Genomic DNA, 18,721 nt, shown 5'->3' with positions numbered 1-18,721 from the left:
GGGGAGGGGGTGTTCCTTCACACAGGGGCACGAACGGCAGTTGCACCAGTGTGGCAGCTTGCGCGACAAACGTCGTTGACGTGCTGCAATGTTTTTGTGCGCCAAGCGACCGCGGGCAAGCCCCGCAGTCTTGGCGTGACTTGTCAGTGGCGGTGGCGACGCTTGTGTTTCTTGCTCTTGCCGCTGTCGCCCATGTGGTTGCCGATTGCGCCACCCGCCGCACCGCCCAGGCCTGCGCCGATGGTCGAGCCGTTGCTGCCGCCCAGCTTGCCGCCCAGCAGCGAGCCGCCTGCCGAACCCAGCCCGCCGCCGAGGGCCGCTTCGGTGCGGTTGCCCTTGCGCGCGCCCACGGCGCTGCCGGCTGCACCACCCAGGCCCGCGCCGATGGCAGCACCGGTGCTGCCGCCGATCTGCTGGCCGACCACGTTGCCCAGGGCGCCGCCGAGGCCGCCGCCAATTGCTGCAGTGCCGTCACCGGCAAAGGCACCCTGGCACAGCAGCAGGCCGAGGGCGAGGGAGGGCAGAGTCAGACGCATGTTGTGAAACCTCAAGTCAGGGAAGGTGCCGCGCTATAAAGCGGCCAGTCAGGCAGTGAAAGACGCGTTAGCGGTAGCCGCGGTCACGGTACTGGCGATTGTCGTCATCACGGTCACGGTCACGGTCATGGCGCGAAGAGTGGCGGTGATCGCGATCACGCCAGCCGTCATCGCGGTCATGGTGATGGTGGTGAGAGCAACCGCCGAGCAGCAGCATGGCGGCGATCAGAGAAACGCTGGCGATACGTGGAAACATTGGCTAGGTCCATGATCGGTAACGGTTTACCGGGCAGTTTCTAGGACCTGAGACGTTCATTTTGGTTCTCTGTTGCGCAAAATATTGCCGTGCTTTTGACCGTTGCCGGGTTTGATAGCTGCTGTTCTGTCCCGCTGGGCCATGGCTGCCTGCGGACATGCGCCCTAGACTTGCTCTCAGGCTGCAACCAAGACGGCCACTGCCTGCACGGTGAATCACGATGATCGCCCATACCCCGACGCTGTTCGCCGCTGTTGCCCTGGTTGCGACCATCCTGGCTTTTTGCCTGTTGCTGGTCGGCCAGCTCATCAACCGTCGCACAACTTGCTGTTGACCGCTGCGGTCTGCTCGTCCACGCCTTGGCCTATGTCTGCTACACCCACGGAACGCAGCGAATCGCGGCTGCAACACTTGGCGCTGCACGATGTGCTGACGGGTACCTATAACCGTTAGGCCATTCTCGACAGTGTTGCCCAGGCGCTGGAGCAGGCACGCAGCGCCCAGGCGAGCCTTGCGCTGGCGATGATCGATATCGACCACTTCAAGCGCATCAACGATATGCATGGCCATCTGGCGGGTGATGAGGTGCTGTGCCACTGCGTTCGCCAATTGCAGCAGCAACTGCGGCCCCAAGACCAGCTGGGGCGCTACGGCGGCGAAGAGTTTCTGGTGTTGCTGCCCCGTGTACCACTGGCACAGGCACTGGATTCGCTGCAACGCATGCGCGAGGCCATTGCGGCCAACCCTGCACACTCTGCCGGCCGTGAAATCGGCCTGCGCTTCAGTGTCGGGCTTTGGTGCGCCGTGCCTGGGCCTGCAGACACCGTCGCCAGTGTGCTGGCCCAGGCCGACGCTGCGCTCTATCAGGCCAAGGCCGGTGGGCGCAACGCGGTGCGCCTGGTGGCCCTGGCGGGCGCCGGTTGATCAGGACCCAGGCTGGATTGCCAGCACTACGCCATTGGTGATCTGCACCAGCACATACTGTTTGCCCATGAGCACCCAGTGGCTTTCTTTCTCAGGAGCCGGCAGGCCCTTGGCGCGCCAGTCCTTGATGGCCTTGTCCTCACGCTTGTACTGGTCGGGCGCCTTGTCGCCGACTTTCAGCTCCCGGTTGTGGGTTTCCGGGGCCTGGACGCTTTCCTGCTTTGACTCGGCAGCCGTGGCGGCGAGGGGCAGGGCGCTGGTGAGCAGCAGGGCGCAGAACAGGGGGCGAAGGTTCATGGAGTGTCCTCAGGTTATCTACGGTGTCTTGTTCTGCGACAACGGCTTGGGGCGCAGAATTCACTCTGCTACTCAGCAATGCTAGAGTCGCGTTCTTTTTTGCCCCGAGGATGGAACATGCGAGCGATTCTGCCGATGACTGTGGCGCTGCTGTTGGTGGGTTGCGCATCGTCAACCATGGAAGCGGCGCGCAACGGCGCACCGACCGCGCAGTTGGCCTCGCACAAGGCCCCGGACCTGGTCGCCCAGTGCATCCAGTTCAGCTGGCAGGAAGAGCGGGCCTTTGGCGTGGACGCCAGCGGCTACCTGCAAGCGCGTAAAACCGGAGGCTTCACGGTATACACCCGCGAAGCCGAGTCGTTCGTCGATGTTTACGCCCAGGCCGGCGGTACGCGGGTGGACTACTACGCGCAGAAAGACGACCAGGTGGCCCTGCAGCGCAAGGCGGCAGCGGCTACCTGCCTGTAACCCTCAGGACAGAAAACCGCCATCCACATTCAGCGCAGTGCCGGTGGTATAGCTGGAGGCTGCGCTGGCCAGGTACAGCACCGCACCTGCCATTTCGCCAGGCTGGGCCACGCGCTTGAGCGGGATTTGCTGCAGGGCGGTGTTGAGAATGGCGTCGTTCTTGACCAAGGCCGAGGCGAACTTGGTGTCGGTCAGGCCCGGCAGCAGGGCGTTGCAGCGGATACCAAACTGCGCGCATTCCTTGGCGAACACCTTGGTCATGTTGATCACCGCCGCCTTGGTGATCGAATAAACCCCCTGAAACACACCCGGTGACACGCCGTTGATCGACGCCACGTTGATGATGCTGCCGCCGCCATGCTCGCGCATCAGCTTGCCGGCCTCCACCGACATGAAGAAGTAACCGCGAATATTCACATCCACGGTCTTCTGGAACGCCCCAAGGTCGGTGTCCAGCACATTGCAGAATTGCGGGTTGGTGGCGGCGTTGTTGACCAGGATATCCAGGCGCCCGAACTGTTCGCGAATGTTGGCGAACACCTGGCCAATCTGCTCCATTTCGCCAATATGGCAGGCTACTGCAGTGGCCTTGCCCCCGGCCGCGATAATTGCATCGGCCACCGGCTGGCAGCCGTCGAGCTTGCGGCTGGAGACGATCACATGGGCGCCTTGCTGGGCCAGCAGGTGGGCGATGGCCTCGCCGATGCCGCGGCTGGCACCGGAAACGAAGGCAATTTTGCCGTCGAGGTCGAACAGCTGGGTCTTGGACATGCCGGTTTTCCTTATGGTCGGGCGTTGCCAGGGTTACAGGGGAGACCTGCCGATCAGTTGCAGGCTCATCTGTTCAAGCAAGCGGTTCATCTGGATGAACTGGGCAAAGCGCTTGTCCTGTGTCTGGCCGTGGAAGAAACGGTAGTAGATTTGCTGCACGATGCCGGCCAGGCGAAACAGCCCGTAGCAGTAATAGAAGTCGAAGTTGTCGATGCGAATGCCGGCACATTCTGCGTAATGGTCGACGAATTGCCGGCGGCTCAGCATGCCGGGAGCATTGCTCGGTTGGCGGCGCATCAATTGCACCGGGGCCGGGTCGCCCGCCTCGATCCAGTAGGCCAGGCTATTGCCCAGGTCCATCAGCGGGTCGCCCAGGGTGGCCATCTCCCAATCCAGTACGCCGATGATGCGCATCGGGTTGGCGCTGTCGAGGATGACATTGTCGAAGCGGTAATCGTTGTGCACGATGGCCGGGCGCGGGTGATCGGCGGGCATCTTGTCGTGCAGCCAGGTGATTACCTGCTGCCAGTGCGGGGCATCAGGGGTCAGGGCTTTTTCGTAGCGTGCGCTCCAGCCTTCGATCTGGCGCTGCACATAGCCCTCGGGTTTGCCAAGATCGGCCAGCCCGCACGCGTTGTAGTCCACCTGGTGCAACTCGACCATGCGCTCGATGAAGCTCTTGCACAGGGCTTCGGTGCGGCTGGCGTCCAGGTCAAGCTCAGCGGGTATGTCCGAGCGCAGGATGATGCCCTTGACCCGCTCCATGACATAGAACTCGCTGCCGATCAGGCTGGCGTCGGTGCAGTGGGCATACGCCTTGGGGCAATACGGGAAGCCCTCGTTGAGCTGGGTAAGAATGCGAAACTCGCGGCCCATGTCGTGGGCCGACTTGGCCTTTTGCCCGAACGGTGGGCGGCGCAGCACGAATTCCTTGCCGGGGTAGGCCACCAGGTACGTCAGGTTGGAGGCGCCGCCCGGGAACTGGCTGACGGCCGGGTTGCCGATCAAGCCCGGAATGTGAGCTTTGAGGTAAGGGTCGATGACGCTGGCATCAAGCTCCTCGCCGGGGCGCACCTGGGTGGACTGGTCGGTCAGCGTCATGCGGTTTCCTTATGGGCCAGGGCAGAGACGATTGGTTAATCTAATTTCCCGCCGTTATTGGTACAAGCGTGCCAGGCGTATATAGGCTCGGGTGTTGCCGAGCGATCACTGGGCTTGATAACCGCATAACCACAGGCCAGGCGAAAAAAAACCGAAGCGCATCAGGCTTCGGTTTTTTGGTGGCGGTGACTGCGTCGATCAGGACGGGAACAGTTCGCTGAGTTTCATCGACAGCATCATGTCGCCTTCAACACGCAGCTTGCCGCCCATGAACGCTTGCATGCCATCGGTTTCACCGCTGACGATGCCCTTGAGGGTTTCGCTGTCCATGACCAAGGTGCAGTTGGCGTCTGGGTTCTCGCCTTCTTGCAGGTCGCAGGTGCCGTCCTTGACGATCAGCGCGTACTGCTTGTCTTCATCGGTGATGTTGAAGCCGAACACCAGGTCCAGGCCAGCAGCGGCGGATGGGTTGAACTTCTCTTGCATCTTTTTCACGGCATCGGCGACGGAGGTCATGGTGTATTCCTTATTAAGTGATTTTTGTGTCCCGGGGGGACTAAACAGGCCGGGTTCATCGGTAGGTGATGAGCTCCGGCGCCCGCAACAGCTGCACATGGGCTTGGCTGTTGAAGGAAGCCAGTGCCACGTCACGGCCGCGGAACTTCAGCTGGCTGAGCGACGTGTTGATGATTTGCCAGTTCAGGGCAAAAGCCTGCGCTGGGGTAATGCCGGTAGTCAGGTGGAGCAGGGCAGCGATGGTGCCGCCTGAGGTGAAGACCGCTATGTCGTCACCGCTGGCAGCCTGGGCCAGCAAGCGTTGCAGGCCAGCGCCGACACGGCTGGTGAAGGCTTGCCAGGTTTCCAGATGCGCATCCGTGGCATGGTCGCCGGCGTGCCAGCGTTGTACCAGCAAGGCGAACAAACGCTGAAACTCGCTGCGGTGCTGGGCACCGTTGCGCAGGATGTGTAGCGCTTCTGGCTCATCGGGCAGCAATGCGGGCAGCAGCGCGCGAATCACGCCGTCGGCATCGAATTCGTTGAATGCAGTATCGGTGTCTATGGCCGGAACGTTGGCGCCATTGCCTTGCATGGCCTGCAGCGCCAGGCGCGCGGTGTCTTGCTGGCGGCGCAGGCTACCGGCGACACAGCGCTGCAACTGCAACCCCAACTGAGCCATGTGCTCACCGAGGGCGACACTCTGGCGCTCGCCGATGGGCGAGAGCACGTCGTAATCGTCGGCACCAAATGAGGCTTGGCCATGTCGGATCAGGTAGAGGTTGCCCACAAAGAAGTCCGGCCTGGGTGGAGTTGCTGCGAGGTTAGGACGCCCCAGTCGGGCTGTCAACGAAAAAACATACAAGCGTTTGAAAAGGTTGTTTGAACTGTGTTGCCAGCGTTTTCCCTGGCTGGCAGTGGGGTTTGCGCACCGGTATGCTTGGCACTGTTTCGCGCCGATGGGGCGCAGGTCTATCAAGGAGTCACTGTGGAGTTTCTTGCCGAATACGCAAGCTTTCTCGCCAAAACCGCAACGCTGGTCATCGCCATTCTGGTGGTGCTGTCGGCGATTGCCGGCCTGCGCGGCAAAGGGCGGCGCAAGCCGGGCGGGCAGTTGCAGGTCACACGCCTGAACGAAGTCTATAAAGAGCTGCGTGAGCGGCTGGAGTCGGGCCTGTTCGACAAGGCCGAGCTCAAGGCGCTGCGCAAGCAGCAGGCGAAGGCCGACAAGGCACAGAAAAAGAAAAAGCCCGAAGATAAGCGCCGGGTGTTCGTGCTCGACTTCAACGGCGATATCAAAGCCTCTGCCACAGAAAGCCTACGCCACGAAATAACTGCGCTGCTCACCCTCGCCACCCCGCGTGACGAAGTGGTGCTGCGCCTCGAAAGCGGTGGTGGCCTGGTGCACAGCTACGGCCTTGCCGCCTCGCAGCTGGCGCGCATCCGCGAGGCGGGTATTCCGCTCACCATCTGCATCGACAAAGTCGCCGCCAGCGGCGGTTACATGATGGCGTGCATCGGCCAGAAGATTGTCAGCGCGCCATTTGCCGTGCTTGGCTCTATCGGCGTGGTCGCCCAACTGCCGAACGTAAATCGCCTGCTTAAGAAGCACGACATCGACGTCGAGGTGCTCACCGCCGGGGAGTACAAACGCACGCTCACCGTGTTTGGCGAAAACACCGAGAAGGGCCGTGAGAAATTCCAGGAAGACCTGGACGTGACTCACCAGCTGTTCAAGGATTTCGTAGCCCGCTATCGCCCACAGCTGCATATCGATGAGGTCGCCACCGGCGAAGTCTGGCTCGGCATTGCTGCGTTGAACATGCAGTTGGTTGACCAACTGGGCACCAGCGATGAGTACCTCAGCCAGCGTGCCAGCGAAGCCAACGTCTTCCACTTGCATTACGCCGAACGCAAGAGCCTGCAGGAGCGTATTGGGGTGGCAGCCAGCGCAGCGGTGGAAAACACCGTAGTGGGTTTGTGGAGCAAGCTTGGGCGACTGCGCTAACACCTTGAACCTCTTGAAGAATTTTTTCTTTAAGGGGGTTGCAAGGTGAAACGATTGCCGACATAATGGCGTCCATTGAAACGCAGCTGGTTTGAAAAAGCGCAGCAGTTTCAAGGAGATAGCGAAAGCTGACTCCAACTTGAGGCCGAGTAGCAAAGTGGTTATGCTCCGGATTGCAAATCCGTCTACGCCGGTTCGATTCCGACCTCGGCCTCCACATTCTAAAGCCCCGCAGATTAACGTCTGCGGGGTTTTTATTTGTGGGTCGAAAAAGCCATGAGTTCCGAAACTAAAGGGGTGGAGTTCCGAAACTTCAGCTTTTTGAAGGCTTGGCGATGGCCCCGACGCGACGATAAACGCGCTCTGTAATTCCTTCCTTCGAGTGCCCCAGCAGGATGCTTGCCTCGCTCAGATCGTTGATCTCCGATGCCGCCTTCGGTCGGATATCGCGGAACTGGAACTGGGCAATTCGGCTGGCTAGGTCAGGCTTCTTTTCAATTTCTGCTTTTACCCTGGCAGCCTCGCGGGCGTCCGCCCAGCGGTTTCGCAGCATCGGCCAGCTCATGCGCTTTCCGTGCTCGTTGATGATGAAGAACGGCGACAAGTGCTCGCTCGTTCTCCGCGCGATCCGCTCAAGCAGCAAGCCAAGGCTGTTCTTGGCGCCATCTACCTCCAGCACAATCCTCAGTCGCTTGCCTGTCTTGCCTTGGCTGACCAGCAGGTAGATCCCTTCCACATCGTCCTTTCGCATGGACAGCACGTCCGACGGCCGCTGGCCCGTCAGGTATGCCAAGTCCATAGCGTCCTTCAGCTCCGGTGGAGCCTCCTCATACATTGCCTCCCACACGGTTTCGTTGGCATAGAAATCGCGCGGCTTTTCCTTGTTCTTCCTCACGCCGAGGCACGGGTTATCCCGAGTGGTCAGCCCCCATTCTCGCGCGGTATTGAAAACGTGTGAGAACAGGGCAATTTCCCTGTTTGCCCTGGTCTTGGCTGATCGCGAGTCGCGGTACTGCGCAATCATTGACGGCGTGATTGCGTCGATGGGCGCCGAGTCGAACACGGCACGCAACTGCTTGAGCTCGTAGATGTTGTCCTTCTGCGTCCTCGCTGCTTTGCCTGGGATGATCTTGCGTTCGTACTCGTCGAAAATTCCCTTCATTGTTTGCAGTTCGGCCGGCGTGGCCTTAGCTTCGAAGTCGGCCCACTTCAGCTTGGCCTGCACCAGGTCGGTACCGAGAGGGATTTCCTTGCCGGCCTGGTCGCGGTAGTAGTACCCGACCCACACTTTTCCGTTCTTCCTGGTGCGCTTGCGCCGGTACATGCCCGGCGGTAGATCGCGGTTCTCGGTACTTCTGGGTCGCATTTCACTTCACTCGGGAAAAATCAGGGGCCCAGGCTGGCGCCGGGGGCGGTGCTGCAGCGACTGGCACGGTGTCGATCACCACGCCGCTTAGCTTCTGGCGTGCGTACTGGCGGCCCACCAGGGGGCGACCGCCGCGGCTCTCCACGAAGTGCCAGCCCTTGTCATTCAGCCAACGGCGCTGCCACGCCCGGGGTTTGTAGCCGGTGATCGCCACCAGCTCTTCGTCCGAAAGGATCTCGGTTTCCATGGGATGGTCTCCACGCCGCCGGCGGCGGCAGGTTGTTGGTCAGTCGCAGCTGCTGGAGCTGGACCCGCTGTCGCTTGAACTGCTGCTGTCGCTCGACGAGTAGCTGCCGCCGCTGTCATGGCTGCTGTAGTCACGACTTGAGCAGGAGCTGCTGGTGCTCCGCGATGGTTCGTAGGTGTCGGCCTGGTAGGCTGTATGCAGCGGGCTGACGGGGCTTAGCGGGTTGAGCGGATCAAGCACCGGATCTTGCCTACCAGTTGCCGGGCTGTGGCCGCGCGCAAATCCTGTCCGTGCAAGCACCGGGCGCTGGTTGGACTTCTTCCTTCGCTTGAACAGGCGAGCCAGAAAATCGAGCATGAGTCTCTCCATGCCCGCGCATGTCGGCGGGCTTGAGTTGTAAGGGGGGGTTACGACTGCGGCGCGAGCAGCTCTTCGACTACTTGGCCGGTGTCATGGAAGTACCAGTCGCTGTCGGTGAGGTTGTTGATCATGAAAGCGGCGAAGCTCTCAGGGGGCATGCTCTTCATGATGCGCTGGAACTTCGGTGGCGGACCTTTCCAGGTTGGCTCGGCGCCGATAAGCCGTGCTGCGGCAAGGTTGTGGTGTCCATCCAGGATGATGCGATAGATCCTGCCGCGCATTTTCAGGTCGACCGTTCTGACGACGAACACCTTGAATTTGGTGGCCTTCCTGATGATCACCTGGCGATTCAGGTAGCGCTGACTGCTGATAAGGGGTGGCTCGCTCATCGCGCCCCTCTGTAGATCAGGTAGGCCATGTAGGCGAGGGCGATCATGGCTTGCCCTCGGCGGCCAGGGCCTCAGCCTTCAGCGAGGAATAGGCCACACCATCCAGCGCGCTGTCCTCGTGATACTTGTCCGGGTTTTGCCACTGACGCACATCTTTGACGATCTGCATCAGTAGCCAACCTTCGGCCTCGGAGAGGTTATGGCCGGTAATGGCGTTGAAGGCCTGTACCGTCTTGGCCATGCTCCGCGCGCCGTCCGGTGCGTCGTACTGCTTGCCGCGCTCGGCCTGTACGTCGATGGCTGCTTGCAGGAAGTAGGTAGAGTTCTTCACTTCAATCAGGTCGGTCATGCGCGCCTCCGCTCTGGGTTGCCGTAGATGTCGTACTCTGGTCGCTCTGGTGGATACGCCTCAGCGGTCAGCGCTTGGTCGATGGCGGCGCGCAGATTCTCGTTGTAGTTCTCGCCCATGACCCGCTCGTGCGGCTTGCCCTCGTAGTGACCGACGATCTCTATGCTAATGCTGTAGTCCCCGTCCATGCCGTTGGAATGGCTATCGAACCTGACATCCCAGCAGCACGACTCAATCGCGCTCAGCCGATCTCGATCGCGGCGCAGCTCCGCCAGCTCTTCGGTGGGGACGATCGTGAAGCTCGTCTTCTTCTTGCTCACAGCGAATACCTCTCTTCAATCAACTGCACCTGGGCGCCGGCCGGTGTTGGCCCTTTGTCCTGTTGTTCGTGCGGTGAGAGCTGGCGCTCGTTGCCGGCCTGCAGCTGGCTGTCGGGGATGCAGCTGATGCCGACCCCGTTGAGCAAGTAGCAGGTGACGCCGCCCTGGCTGTCATGCTGCACGTCGATGACGTTGTCTTGCGGCTTGGGTGCTGCGCTAGCGCCGGCGGCCAGCAGTGCGAGGAGGAGGGCTATGCGGGTCATGGCTTCACCTCGCGCCGCGCCCAGCTGACACACGGGCCTTCCTCTGTATCGAAGATCCCGAGCAGGAACCATTCAGGCCCAGGGCATTCCGGCTCCCAGCCGAGACAGTGGCACTCGCCGTCGTCGTAAGGGTGGTGGTCGCCGATATCCGAATCCATGTGCCACTGCTTCAGCTCCAGGCCCTGCTGCACGAGCCAGGCCTTGAAGGCCGCCAGATCCTCTTCGAACTCTGGTTCGTCGGGGTGGCTCCACCAGCCATCTTGATCGCGCTCGACGGCAACGCGTTGGATCAGCTTGATTTCTTCAGGCATGACGATTCCTTGGCCGCTCGCTCGCGGCAGTGAATAGAGGGGAGAGGGGTTAAAGCTGGGTGGAGTACAAATGTGCTCTGGTGGTCAGGAGTGCTTGCGCTCTTGTTTTGCGATGACCTTTAGGCAGGTCTTGCAGGTGACCTCGGATTTGAACCTGGCCGATTCCCACTCATCGCAGTCGCGCTTGCCACGGCCCACACCGCAAGCCGAAAAGTGCTCATCGTCGTTCCCGTCGTGGTCGTAGTCGATATGAACAGCCCAGTGGACCTTCATTGTTTGGATTCCTAATTGCATCTGCTGCACCGATGTCGGTCGGCGTACAGGTGTTCTAAGGCTCGGCGCATGCCGCGCATTCGATCTGTGGCGTGTACATGCCCATCGTTGCGCCAGATCATTGCCTGGCAGACGTTGCCGTAGCACTGAACAACTATGCGACCGCGCTTAGGCTTGGCCATCGGTTGCACCTACAGATCTGAGTTCCAGGACGGCGTCGGGCTGGATTGCAAGACCCTTCACAGCTTCGCTGTAGATGAACTTGATCTGGTCCCATGGGATCGTGTGGTGCTGCGCATATTCACCCTCGCCATCGCAGATTTCGCAGCCTTCCACCGGCTCTTCCAGATCGTGGCACTCAGGGCATTCGCGTACGACGTTCAGTTTGAACTCACCAAGCAGCAGAGCCTTGGCTCCGTTCTCGGCAGTGAGCCGCCTGGGCATGAGGCAGTAGCCCTCGGGGATCGATGCAGCCGGCGCGGCACTGGCAGATAATTCGGGATTTCCGATTTTGCTCGGCTCTGCGCTGGCGGATAGGGCGGCCAGCTTCTGCCGGTATTCGATCTGGTCGTCGAAGCTGACGATTCCTCGATTGATCATCGCCAAGCCCAGTTGCAGTAGCGCGCTCTGCTCCGCCAACTGGTAGCGGTAGACCGAGCAATTGTTCAGCGTGTTCTGCAGGCTCTCGGCGACGAGCATTTTGAGGCGTCGCTGTTTCTCTACCTCTGCGCGCAGCCGCTCGACATCGTCAGGATCGGCGTGCAAGTAGAGCGGTGTTTCCACCTTGCAACAGGTGGCGAAGGCGTCGCCGCAATCTGCTTTTGTCAGCACCGTGCCGTCGGCGTACAGAACGGCAACCGGCTCGCCCTGGCGCTGCTCGGCTCTCGCATTCCACAGCTCGATTGCCTTGTCGCGGCCTGGCTGCTCTTCGCCCTCATCCTGTGCCACGCCGACTGGGCCACGCGCCAGGCAAGCCTCATGCGGCCCAGTAAGGCCTTGGCAGATCACCACTGAGGCGTCGCTGTCTAGGCGCTCGATGAGAAAGTCCTGCTGACCGCAGAAGGGGCACGGCAGCATCTCGTTGACCATATCGGTGTTGATGGATCGGTTTTCTGTGGGCATGGGGATACCTTGCTCTACATCATGGCGTTGGATGGAGACTGAGTTGTTGGAACGGGAAGATTGCTGTTGGTCCCTGATGGCAATATGATTTCAGTTTTCGCGCTTACAGGTGACCGGTGAGTAAGTACACGCCCCTGGCCGATTTTCTCCGATCTCAGACAGTCGACTCGATTGCGCTGACCTTCGCCCAAATTGATGAACTTGTAGGCGGGCTGCCCCCGGTCGCGAGAAATCACAATGCTTGGTGGGCAAATTCAAGAACTGATGACTCCCACACCTGGGCCCATCTATGGCTCGAAGCTGGCTGGGAGCGTAAGTCGCTTGACCTCGGAGCGGAGCTGGTAGTTTTTGAGCGCGTTCTTCACGAGCAAGAAATATCTCGCTTCTGGTGGGTCAATCATAAGCAAACCCATCAGGATGAATACGCTGGCGGTTATATCTGGTCCCCGAAGGCGAAAAGGGACGGTAGCTTCAACGAAACCTATCAGAACCTAACTAAAGTGCGGGTTGGTGACAAAGTAATTTCCTACGCGGCTGGAGTAGTGAAAGCCATCGGTATTGTCACCAGGAGCCATACAGAAGCAGCTATCCCAAAAACTCACTGGGAAGCAGCTGAGTACTGGGGGCAATCGGGTTGGGAAGTCTTAATCGAGTGGCTGCCCCTGCCGACTTGGGTGGAACCGAAGACTTTTATTGATCGAATCAGACCATTGCTTCCAACCAAATATTCGCCGCTTCAGAAGAATGGTCATGGAAACCAGGGATGCTATTTGGCAGCAATCTCACCTAAGCTTGGGCGATTGATTGTTGAGTTGGCCATTGAAGTTGATGCTTCCGCTTTGCAGGTGGCGCATGACATAGAGGTTGAAGGGAAGGAAGCTGTTGAGGTCGATAGTCTGGAAAACGAAGCTCTCACCGAGACAGAGAAGCAGCAACTCACCCGTGCACGGATTGGACAGGGAGTTTTTCGGCAACGAGTAGCAAAGATTGAAAGCCGGTGTCGTCTAACGGGCGTGGACAACCTGGCCTTTCTCGTCGCAAGCCATATTAAACCCTGGCGAGACGCGACCAACGAAGAGAGGTTGAGCGGCGACAATGGTCTGCTTCTGTCTCCCCACGTCGACAAGCTTTTAGATCGTGGCTGGATCTCTTTTACGAACGAGGGGGCTCTGCTCATTGCCCCTGGGGCGGCTTCAGTTGTGGCTGCCTGGGGCCTTCCAGCAAGAGTGCAGGGTAAGGCTTTTAACTCCGTGCAGACGGAGTTTCTCGAGTACCACCGAAACAATATTTTCCAGGGTGCGAGAGGATAGGGCTTCTGGCGCGGATTTCTGTGGGCATGGGGATACCTCGCCGGTATATTTCGACAAAAATTTGAAGGACTCAGGAATGTTCGGTTTTCACTGGTTGGAGCACCGGCGCGAGCTTGCGAAAGTTCGACGCGCAGAAGCGGAGAATGAAACTCGACGCCCGCAAGAGCCCGCGGATGATTGGGAGGAATACGTACGGATCTCTGACAGCATCTATGAGTGGCGGCAGTCAATCGTTACTAGATATCTGGAGAGGAAAGCAGAGGCTCTACTTGTTCCGCTTCCAGATCGGCAGGATAAAAGCCTTTGGGATCGGGTCGATTTTGAAAATGATCAGTCACAGCCAATGTACCTGACTCAAAAGGGCGTCCTTGAAGCTCGAAAGATTATTCGCGAAGAAGAAAAAGCTCGTAGAGAGGCCGTAACGTTTTGGGTGGCCATCTTGTTTGGGGCTGGCGGCATGGTGACGGGGATCATTTCTGCCTTAAAGCCTAGCTAATCGCCGCACATGCAGTCGATGAGGTCTTCATCCTCAGCGAAGTCGAGATCTAGCGGTATCTGGCGGTCTAGCTGGTCAGCCATCCACTCCAGTGCTTTGTAATTCGGGCGGTCGCGGCGGAAAACCTGGCCGGTACGTTCTTCAGCCTCGATCCACCAGCGGGCGGCGTCAGGGTTTTCTATGATTCCTCTAATGATCTTCTCTGGTGACTTGAGAAAGCAGAGATCACAGTTGCCCAGGTCGGAGTCGATGCCCAGGTCGAACAACTGACGGGCCCAGAAGCTCTTCACGTCGACCTTCAGCACGCCGGCCTGGTACATGGGCGTCACGTTATCCCACCGGTTACCGCCTTTCTCGTTCGCAGCCATCATGCGGTGATAGCGCCGTGGCTCGTCTGCCCGGATGCCGATAATCGCATCCCACGAATCCAGGCCCAGCACATCGCGCATGTACCAGGTGCTGGCCTTGATCTTCATCCGGTCCGTGCACATGCGGTTTACGGGGTTCGGCAGTATGGGCGGCTCGCCCTTTTCCTCGCGTCGGTAGTCCGTGTAGTACTGCAGCATCAGGTCGAACGGCTCGCCTTTGCGGCTTGCGGTCTCGTGGCTGACCACCTTCCAGGTCAGGCCCCGGCCGTAAACGCCGTCGAACTCCAGCCAGGTGATAGGCACATTCCAGTGTCGCTGGCATTCCAGAATGAAGTCGAGCGTCTCAGGGCGCTCCTTGCCGGTGTTCTGGAAGGTGACGTGTACCCCTTCGGGCAACTTGCCGCCGTGCGCTTCGAGGATGTGATACAGCATGTACCCGGAACTGCGTCCGCCACTGAAGCCGATCTGCGCCGGCCCAGTGATCTGGTAGGGATTCGTCGTCATGCGCTTCCCAACCTGAACTGTTCCTGTTCGCCGTGAGCCATGCCTGGATTGAGCTGTACCCGCTGCCCGGCGAGCATCCCTGCAATCTGGGCAGCCATATCGAGCTCTACGGGCCCCGACTTGCGCTGCTTGCCGATCTCGCGACCGCCCAGGTACTGCTCTATCAGTGCCTTGTCCTGGCTCTCTACTGCCACGAGGTCGCGCCCATTGGAGTGTTGCTCGAGCGCCGGGCCTTCTTCGCCGCGGGGCACAAGTTCATGGATCTTGCCGTGCACCACTGAAACCCACGCGATTGCGAAGTGATCGCCGGCTGTCTCAGGGGAGTAGTCTCTGCGTCGCTTGCCGCTCCTGACCTGAGCCACATAGTCGCGCCGTGCCTGCGTCAGCTTGGCGAGCAAGGTCTCGTAGGCATACATCGCGATCTGTGGTGCAGGCGTCACGCCCACGAACAAGGCCCGCTCAACCATTCGCCCGGACGACTTGCACCAGTGCTTGTACGAGAGTGGTCGGCAGGCGAATACCCTGGCCACGATTCCGCTCAGGTGTCGATCCCAGGTTGGCCGCCGGTTAGCCCTGGATTTCTCCGACTGAACCTCATCCACGTCGCTCAGGCGCACATCCAACTCGGTGAGGCGGTACTCGCGCATCAGCGCCTGAGCCTGGCGCATCGCTGTGGCCGCTTCGTTTTCGTTCGAGCTTTTGGACAGGGCCAAGCAGCGCTTGATCTTGCGGATGACCCGCTCGAGTTTGCTTTCGTCGTGCTGTTGTTCGGTCATGTCGTTGTCCTTGCGTGCAGGCGCCGCCCTCGCCGGGGTGGCGTGATTCGTTGAAGTGGGGTATTGGTGTGGCGTTCAGCTAATGAGTGGGCCAGCTATGAGAAATCGTTCCGACATCTACTATGCATTGGAGAACGCAATCGAAGCCCTCGTGGCTCGATCGGGTACCGACCGTGAGTGCGCGCTGCAGGCGGCCTGCGAAGTTCAACACTTGAAGGAATCTGACTTCTCGGTGCCTATGGAGACTGGTTACTTCAGACAGATAGACGCGTACAGGAAAGAACTTCACGCTGGTACGATAAGTGACGAAGCACTGCGACGCATGCGCGCCAATTTCTGGGAACTCTACAAATCGGTGGCAAAGAGTCTGCGTTCATCCGCATAGTGGTCGGATCAGGGGCAGTTGTTCGCGCCGCAGTTCTTGCAGTTGTTGAGAAATCGTCCATCCCAGCTGATAAAGCGCCCGCAGCCGCAGCAGTTGAGCATCGGCTCGCGGCGCTTGGCGACTTTGGGCGGCCGGGGCATCTTCACGCCTGCTACGCGCAGCGCCAGCTTGTGGTCGACATTCTGGCGGTGCACTAGGCGCCTGCGGATCGTGTCGATGTAGGCGGCAGGCCAGAAAACCCGGGTGCCCTGGCCGGCGTGGTTGAAGTACGTGAACTGAGCGTTTTCGAGATCCATGCACTGAGCGTGCTGCAGGTTCTCGGTCACCTTGCCGCGCATCTCGCTGACCCAGTAGACGTCGTTCCCGTTCCAGTCGCCTGGCACATGCACGTAGACTCGGGCGCCGGCCGAGAGCTCGGCGACTCGGCGATCATTATCCATCAGTTGGCAGTCGACACCGTAATGCGCGCGGGCGTCGATGTATTCCTTCGGCCACGGGATATCGGTGTCGCGGTGACGGCAGGCTTCCTCGAAGGTGAACAGCTCGGCCTGGTCCAGGTTGGTCACGTAGCCGCGACCTTCCTTCGCCCAGAACATCATGCCGTCACCGACATGGCTTCGGCTGTCCTGTAGGTAGAACTGGGCCATGGCAATCTCCATTGCAGGCGCCGCCCTCGCCGGGGTGGCGTGATTCGTTGAAGTGGGGTATTCGTGCTCATGCCAGATCAATTACTAAAGAGGGCTGGATGAGAATCTACAGAGGCGTCAGCGTTTCGCTGGATTTGCTAAATGGCGGGAAGCTTGTCAGTAGTGGGACCGATGATGAATTGGAGGCTCAGTGCGGTGATCCCCATGTTCAGTTCGGAACGACGGTCATCGAATTCGGCCGCTCTGCATCCAATGCCAGATATCTTCACAACGCTTGCAGCTCCGCTAACCGAACTTCGTACCTTTCGTTCACTTCAAATGAAAAGGTCGCAAGCTGGTTCGCAACATATGAAAACTCTGAGTCTGGATGGATTTATGAGGTTGATACCGAGCACTTATCGGCAAGCGGCATAGAGTTTTTTGAGGGCACCGACGAGGCTGTGAACCCAGGCGAATCTGAAATTCTTGTGAACATTCGCGGGATGACTGAGTTACCCGCCGGCTTGGTCATCAGGAAATACCGAGTCGAGCCGACAGCCTAAAACTCATGCGGCTTTGCGCAGCTTGAGCACTTGTTCGCGGGCTGCTTCGTACTCGCTGCCGACAATTTCCGTCAGTCCATCGACATCGTCGGATGAAGACCGAGAGCCAAGATTCAGCCATACGACGCCGCCGTATTCGAAGCACACTCCGCCACTAAGCCAGATGCCGCCGCGGTCGACGCCGACGGCCTCCCACATATCATCCCGGTCGATAGCCTCCGGGCAGTGCTCTTTCCAGAGACCTGCTAAGCGCTGGTGCTCTGCCTTCTCGGCGGCCCGTACGTCCTTGCCGGTACCCTTGGCGTGCTTTGGCGCTCGGCGCAGAGCCCGGTAACCGTAATCGTCAGGTCGACACCAATGCACATCAAGGTCGCGGCTGGCGCCGAGTTTGATGCCTCCGACGTAATTGCGTGACCCGCTGAACATTGGAGAGGCAGCGCCGCCGAAGGCCCGGCCGAGCCGCACTCGTTGAGCGTCCCAATCGGCCTTTTTCTGGTCCCAGGCGCGCACAGCAGCCAACACTGTCGGTGATTCGGTTTTGTAGAAGTAGCTCATGGTTTTCTCCATGCATGCGCCGCCCTCCGTGGCCGGATGCGGCATGGTGGAATTTTTGGGGTAATATGGGGTTTGCCACAATTCGGCAGGTTCGTAACAATAAAGCGAAAGTTGGAAGACAATGTTGAATGATTATGGGAAAAGCTTGTTTAAGCCTTGGTTGTCTGTGCAGAATTTCGTTTGGGTGCTTGCGTCTATTTTTGTCGTTTCACTAATGATTAGAGTTTACGATCTAAATAGTAGTGAAATCGCAAGCTGGGTGCAGGCTGTCGGATCAATTGCAGCAATTGGCGGGGCAACATACATAGCTGGGCAGCAAAGGCGCCAAAAGATTTACGATGATCTTAACGAGCGGAGAGAGTATGTGGTCAAGGCGTTCGGCATAGCTGATATTTGCGTTGGGTTGATAGAGCGCATTAGTAATCTAGCTCACTCAGCCGGCCCGCATGATCCGAAAGAGCTGCTCCCTCGGGCAATTAATGCTCTTGCTGACTGTCAGTTGATGCTTGCGTCAGTCGATGCTCTGCGCTTCGAGTCTTCGGAGCATACAGCAGCTTTTGTGGATATTCGATTTAATGCTTCAAATGTGAAGGGGCTATGGGAGCAGATTGTTGCGGGCGGTGAATATAATTCAAGTCTCAATGAGCTCAATTTGAGGTCTAGTGTTGATTCATGCTTGGAGTCGCTCGCAAAGATTAGAAGGGACCTGTTTCCTATTCAAGTTCTTTAAGAACTCATTGAAAAGATGGGTAGACTATTTCGTCCCCTGGTTCCTGCTGAATCATCAGCATGCTCTTCCGGTCGAAAGCCAGGACTAGACGCGGCGATATGCTGATCTCGTGCCGCGGCGGGATAAGAAACTTCGCCGCGTGCAGCCTACCCAGTGCGTGGATACCGTGGATCAGCGCCTCGATGATCTGGCTGTATGTAGCATCTGCCCAGCCGCACATTGCGCGCAGGTGCTGCCCGGTTCGTTTCCTGGCTGACAGCCGAAGCGGCTCAGTCCGCGCCACAGAGCGGTGAGCTTCGATTTCGTGGCGCGCGATCCTGAACAATGCGTGATGCCCGAGCGCTTCCACGTGATGAATCATTAGCGTCATCGCCTCGCCCTGTTCCTCGATCCCGGCCCACTCCATCAGCTCTAGGAGGGCCTGTTTAGTCCCTGGTCGAACCTTCAGGCGCAGATCCGCTTCCTTCACCTTGGCTGCCTTCTCGCGCCGACGCTTGTCGCGCTCCGACTGATCCATTGCCATGACCGATACCTCCCAAGCCGCTGGGCGGC

At 59.2% G+C, this 18,721-nt stretch carries 29 protein-coding genes and 1 tRNA gene; 8 read left to right on the top strand and 22 right to left on the bottom strand.

Translation table 11 applies throughout. From position 1 onward, the window contains the following. Positions 1-143: 143 nt before the first annotated feature. The gene (locus tag HU720_RS04900) at positions 144-536 is read right to left on the bottom strand and encodes a bacteriocin (RefSeq protein ID WP_186517733.1); all 393 of its coding nucleotides are present in this window, start codon (positions 534-536) and stop codon (positions 144-146) included. A gap of 67 nt (positions 537-603) precedes the next feature. Further along, positions 604-792, bottom strand: coding sequence for a hypothetical protein (locus HU720_RS04895; protein WP_186517731.1), 189 nt, complete (start codon positions 790-792; stop codon positions 604-606). A gap of 522 nt (positions 793-1,314) precedes the next feature. Here HU720_RS04895 and HU720_RS24230 point away from each other — a divergent pair. After that, entirely contained in the window at positions 1,315-1,716 is a 402-nt protein-coding gene (locus tag HU720_RS24230) for a GGDEF domain-containing protein (RefSeq protein ID WP_238337628.1), read from the top strand. Here the strand turns inward: HU720_RS24230 and HU720_RS04885 are convergent, their stop codons facing one another. Continuing rightward, positions 1,717-2,013 carry an RcnB family protein gene (locus HU720_RS04885; protein ID WP_186517729.1) on the bottom strand — a complete coding sequence of 99 codons (297 nt, stop codon included), beginning with the start codon at positions 2,011-2,013 and terminating at the stop codon, positions 1,717-1,719. Between the two features lie 117 nt (positions 2,014-2,130). Between HU720_RS04885 and HU720_RS04880 the strand changes: the two genes are divergently transcribed. Further along, positions 2,131-2,481, top strand: coding sequence for a hypothetical protein (locus tag HU720_RS04880; RefSeq protein ID WP_186517727.1), 351 nt, complete (start codon positions 2,131-2,133; stop codon positions 2,479-2,481). A 3-nt stretch (positions 2,482-2,484) separates the two neighbouring features. Here HU720_RS04880 and HU720_RS04875 read toward each other — a convergent pair whose 3' ends face one another. The 4 genes from HU720_RS04875 to HU720_RS04860 all read right to left on the bottom strand — a co-directional run bounded on the left by HU720_RS04875 (position 2,485) and on the right by HU720_RS04860 (position 5,638). Continuing rightward, positions 2,485-3,252, bottom strand: coding sequence for an SDR family oxidoreductase (locus HU720_RS04875; RefSeq protein WP_186517726.1), 768 nt, complete (start codon positions 3,250-3,252; stop codon positions 2,485-2,487). A 33-nt stretch (positions 3,253-3,285) separates the two neighbouring features. Next, on the bottom strand, positions 3,286-4,353 hold the full coding sequence (locus tag HU720_RS04870; RefSeq protein WP_186517723.1) for a phosphotransferase family protein: 1,068 nt from the start codon (positions 4,351-4,353) through the stop codon (positions 3,286-3,288). Positions 4,354-4,551: 198 nt separating this feature from the next. Next, positions 4,552-4,869: an SCP2 sterol-binding domain-containing protein gene (locus tag HU720_RS04865; RefSeq protein WP_132841644.1), complete on the bottom strand. Its 318-nt coding sequence runs from the start codon at positions 4,867-4,869 to the stop codon at positions 4,552-4,554. A gap of 55 nt (positions 4,870-4,924) precedes the next feature. Further along, a complete protein-coding gene (locus tag HU720_RS04860) occupies positions 4,925-5,638 on the bottom strand; it encodes a histidine phosphatase family protein (RefSeq protein ID WP_186517721.1) in 714 nt (237 codons plus the stop codon). Positions 5,639-5,836: 198 nt separating this feature from the next. Between HU720_RS04860 and sohB the strand changes: the two genes are divergently transcribed. Next, on the top strand, positions 5,837-6,856 hold the full coding sequence (gene sohB / locus HU720_RS04855; RefSeq protein WP_186517719.1) for a protease SohB: 1,020 nt from the start codon (positions 5,837-5,839) through the stop codon (positions 6,854-6,856). 143 nt (positions 6,857-6,999) lie between these two features. Next, positions 7,000-7,073, top strand: a tRNA-Cys gene (locus HU720_RS04850). A 96-nt stretch (positions 7,074-7,169) separates the two neighbouring features. Here HU720_RS04850 and HU720_RS04845 read toward each other — a convergent pair. The 10 genes from HU720_RS04845 to HU720_RS04795 all read right to left on the bottom strand — a co-directional run bounded on the left by HU720_RS04845 (position 7,170) and on the right by HU720_RS04795 (position 11,856). Then, positions 7,170-8,222, bottom strand: coding sequence for a site-specific integrase (locus HU720_RS04845; RefSeq protein WP_186517717.1), 1,053 nt, complete (start codon positions 8,220-8,222; stop codon positions 7,170-7,172). 1 nt (position 8,223) lies between these two features. Beyond that, entirely contained in the window at positions 8,224-8,469 is a 246-nt protein-coding gene (locus HU720_RS04840; RefSeq protein ID WP_186517715.1) for a DUF4224 domain-containing protein, read from the bottom strand. A 39-nt stretch (positions 8,470-8,508) separates the two neighbouring features. Continuing rightward, positions 8,509-8,826: a hypothetical protein gene (locus HU720_RS04835; RefSeq protein WP_186517713.1), complete on the bottom strand. Its 318-nt coding sequence runs from the start codon at positions 8,824-8,826 to the stop codon at positions 8,509-8,511. 50 nt (positions 8,827-8,876) lie between these two features. After that, a complete protein-coding gene (locus HU720_RS04830; RefSeq protein WP_186517711.1) occupies positions 8,877-9,218 on the bottom strand; it encodes a hypothetical protein in 342 nt (113 codons plus the stop codon). A gap of 43 nt (positions 9,219-9,261) precedes the next feature. Beyond that, the gene (locus tag HU720_RS04825; RefSeq protein ID WP_238337627.1) at positions 9,262-9,567 is read right to left on the bottom strand and encodes a hypothetical protein; all 306 of its coding nucleotides are present in this window, start codon (positions 9,565-9,567) and stop codon (positions 9,262-9,264) included. Next, a complete protein-coding gene (locus HU720_RS04820; RefSeq protein WP_186517710.1) occupies positions 9,564-9,887 on the bottom strand; it encodes a hypothetical protein in 324 nt (107 codons plus the stop codon). Before HU720_RS04820 ends, HU720_RS04825 begins: the two co-directional genes overlap by 4 nt. After that, a complete protein-coding gene (locus HU720_RS04815; protein WP_186517709.1) occupies positions 9,884-10,150 on the bottom strand; it encodes a hypothetical protein in 267 nt (88 codons plus the stop codon). The genes HU720_RS04820 and HU720_RS04815 overlap by 4 nt, the downstream gene beginning before the upstream one ends. Next, the gene (locus HU720_RS24225; protein ID WP_238337626.1) at positions 10,147-10,461 is read right to left on the bottom strand and encodes a hypothetical protein; all 315 of its coding nucleotides are present in this window, start codon (positions 10,459-10,461) and stop codon (positions 10,147-10,149) included. Before HU720_RS24225 ends, HU720_RS04815 begins: the two co-directional genes overlap by 4 nt. Before the next feature lie 84 nt (positions 10,462-10,545). Further along, complete coding sequence (locus HU720_RS04800; protein WP_186517706.1) at positions 10,546-10,734, bottom strand: hypothetical protein; 189 nt, start codon at positions 10,732-10,734, stop codon at positions 10,546-10,548. Positions 10,735-10,902: 168 nt separating this feature from the next. Beyond that, on the bottom strand, positions 10,903-11,856 hold the full coding sequence (locus HU720_RS04795) for a Lar family restriction alleviation protein (protein WP_186517705.1): 954 nt from the start codon (positions 11,854-11,856) through the stop codon (positions 10,903-10,905). 116 nt (positions 11,857-11,972) lie between these two features. Here HU720_RS04795 and HU720_RS24595 point away from each other — a divergent pair, with 116 nt between their 5' ends. Continuing rightward, positions 11,973-13,166 (top strand): HNH endonuclease, encoded by a 1,194-nt coding sequence (locus HU720_RS24595; protein ID WP_186517703.1) that lies wholly within the window; start codon positions 11,973-11,975, stop codon positions 13,164-13,166. A 76-nt stretch (positions 13,167-13,242) separates the two neighbouring features. Then, complete coding sequence (locus tag HU720_RS04785) at positions 13,243-13,662, top strand: hypothetical protein (protein WP_186517701.1); 420 nt, start codon at positions 13,243-13,245, stop codon at positions 13,660-13,662. Here the strand turns inward: HU720_RS04785 and HU720_RS04780 are convergent. The 3 genes from HU720_RS04780 to HU720_RS04770 form a co-directional block, all read right to left on the bottom strand. Next, the gene (locus HU720_RS04780) at positions 13,659-14,534 is read right to left on the bottom strand and encodes a hypothetical protein (RefSeq protein WP_186517699.1); all 876 of its coding nucleotides are present in this window, start codon (positions 14,532-14,534) and stop codon (positions 13,659-13,661) included. The genes HU720_RS04785 and HU720_RS04780 overlap by 4 nt on opposite strands. Continuing rightward, on the bottom strand, positions 14,531-15,310 hold the full coding sequence (locus tag HU720_RS04775; RefSeq protein ID WP_186517697.1) for a DUF2786 domain-containing protein: 780 nt from the start codon (positions 15,308-15,310) through the stop codon (positions 14,531-14,533). Before HU720_RS04775 ends, HU720_RS04780 begins: the two co-directional genes overlap by 4 nt. 393 nt (positions 15,311-15,703) lie before the next feature. Further along, positions 15,704-16,342, bottom strand: a complete 639-nt coding sequence (locus HU720_RS04770; protein ID WP_186517695.1) for a hypothetical protein — start codon at positions 16,340-16,342, stop codon at positions 15,704-15,706. Positions 16,343-16,440: 98 nt separating this feature from the next. Between HU720_RS04770 and HU720_RS04765 the strand changes: the two genes are divergently transcribed. Continuing rightward, positions 16,441-16,884 (top strand): hypothetical protein, encoded by a 444-nt coding sequence (locus tag HU720_RS04765; RefSeq protein WP_186517693.1) that lies wholly within the window; start codon positions 16,441-16,443, stop codon positions 16,882-16,884. 3 nt (positions 16,885-16,887) lie between these two features. Here the strand turns inward: HU720_RS04765 and HU720_RS04760 are convergent, their stop codons facing one another. Continuing rightward, complete coding sequence (locus HU720_RS04760; protein WP_238337625.1) at positions 16,888-17,439, bottom strand: hypothetical protein; 552 nt, start codon at positions 17,437-17,439, stop codon at positions 16,888-16,890. A gap of 121 nt (positions 17,440-17,560) precedes the next feature. Here HU720_RS04760 and HU720_RS04755 point away from each other — a divergent pair, with 121 nt between their 5' ends. Next, the gene (locus HU720_RS04755; protein WP_186517689.1) at positions 17,561-18,169 is read left to right on the top strand and encodes a hypothetical protein; all 609 of its coding nucleotides are present in this window, start codon (positions 17,561-17,563) and stop codon (positions 18,167-18,169) included. Positions 18,170-18,173: 4 nt separating this feature from the next. On the opposite strand, the gene HU720_RS04750 is transcribed toward HU720_RS04755, so the two are convergent. Next, positions 18,174-18,692 carry a hypothetical protein gene (locus tag HU720_RS04750; protein ID WP_186517687.1) on the bottom strand — a complete coding sequence of 173 codons (519 nt, stop codon included), beginning with the start codon at positions 18,690-18,692 and terminating at the stop codon, positions 18,174-18,176. Between the last annotated feature and the right edge of the window lie 29 nt (positions 18,693-18,721).

Origin of the sequence: Pseudomonas sp. SWRI51 (assembly GCF_014268825.1) — a bacterium.
In the GTDB taxonomy this organism is placed as follows: Bacteria; Pseudomonadota; Gammaproteobacteria; order Pseudomonadales; family Pseudomonadaceae; genus Aquipseudomonas; species Aquipseudomonas farsensis.
Note: the sequence above shows the minus strand (reverse complement) of the source record. Positions and strands in the feature narration are given on the sequence as shown.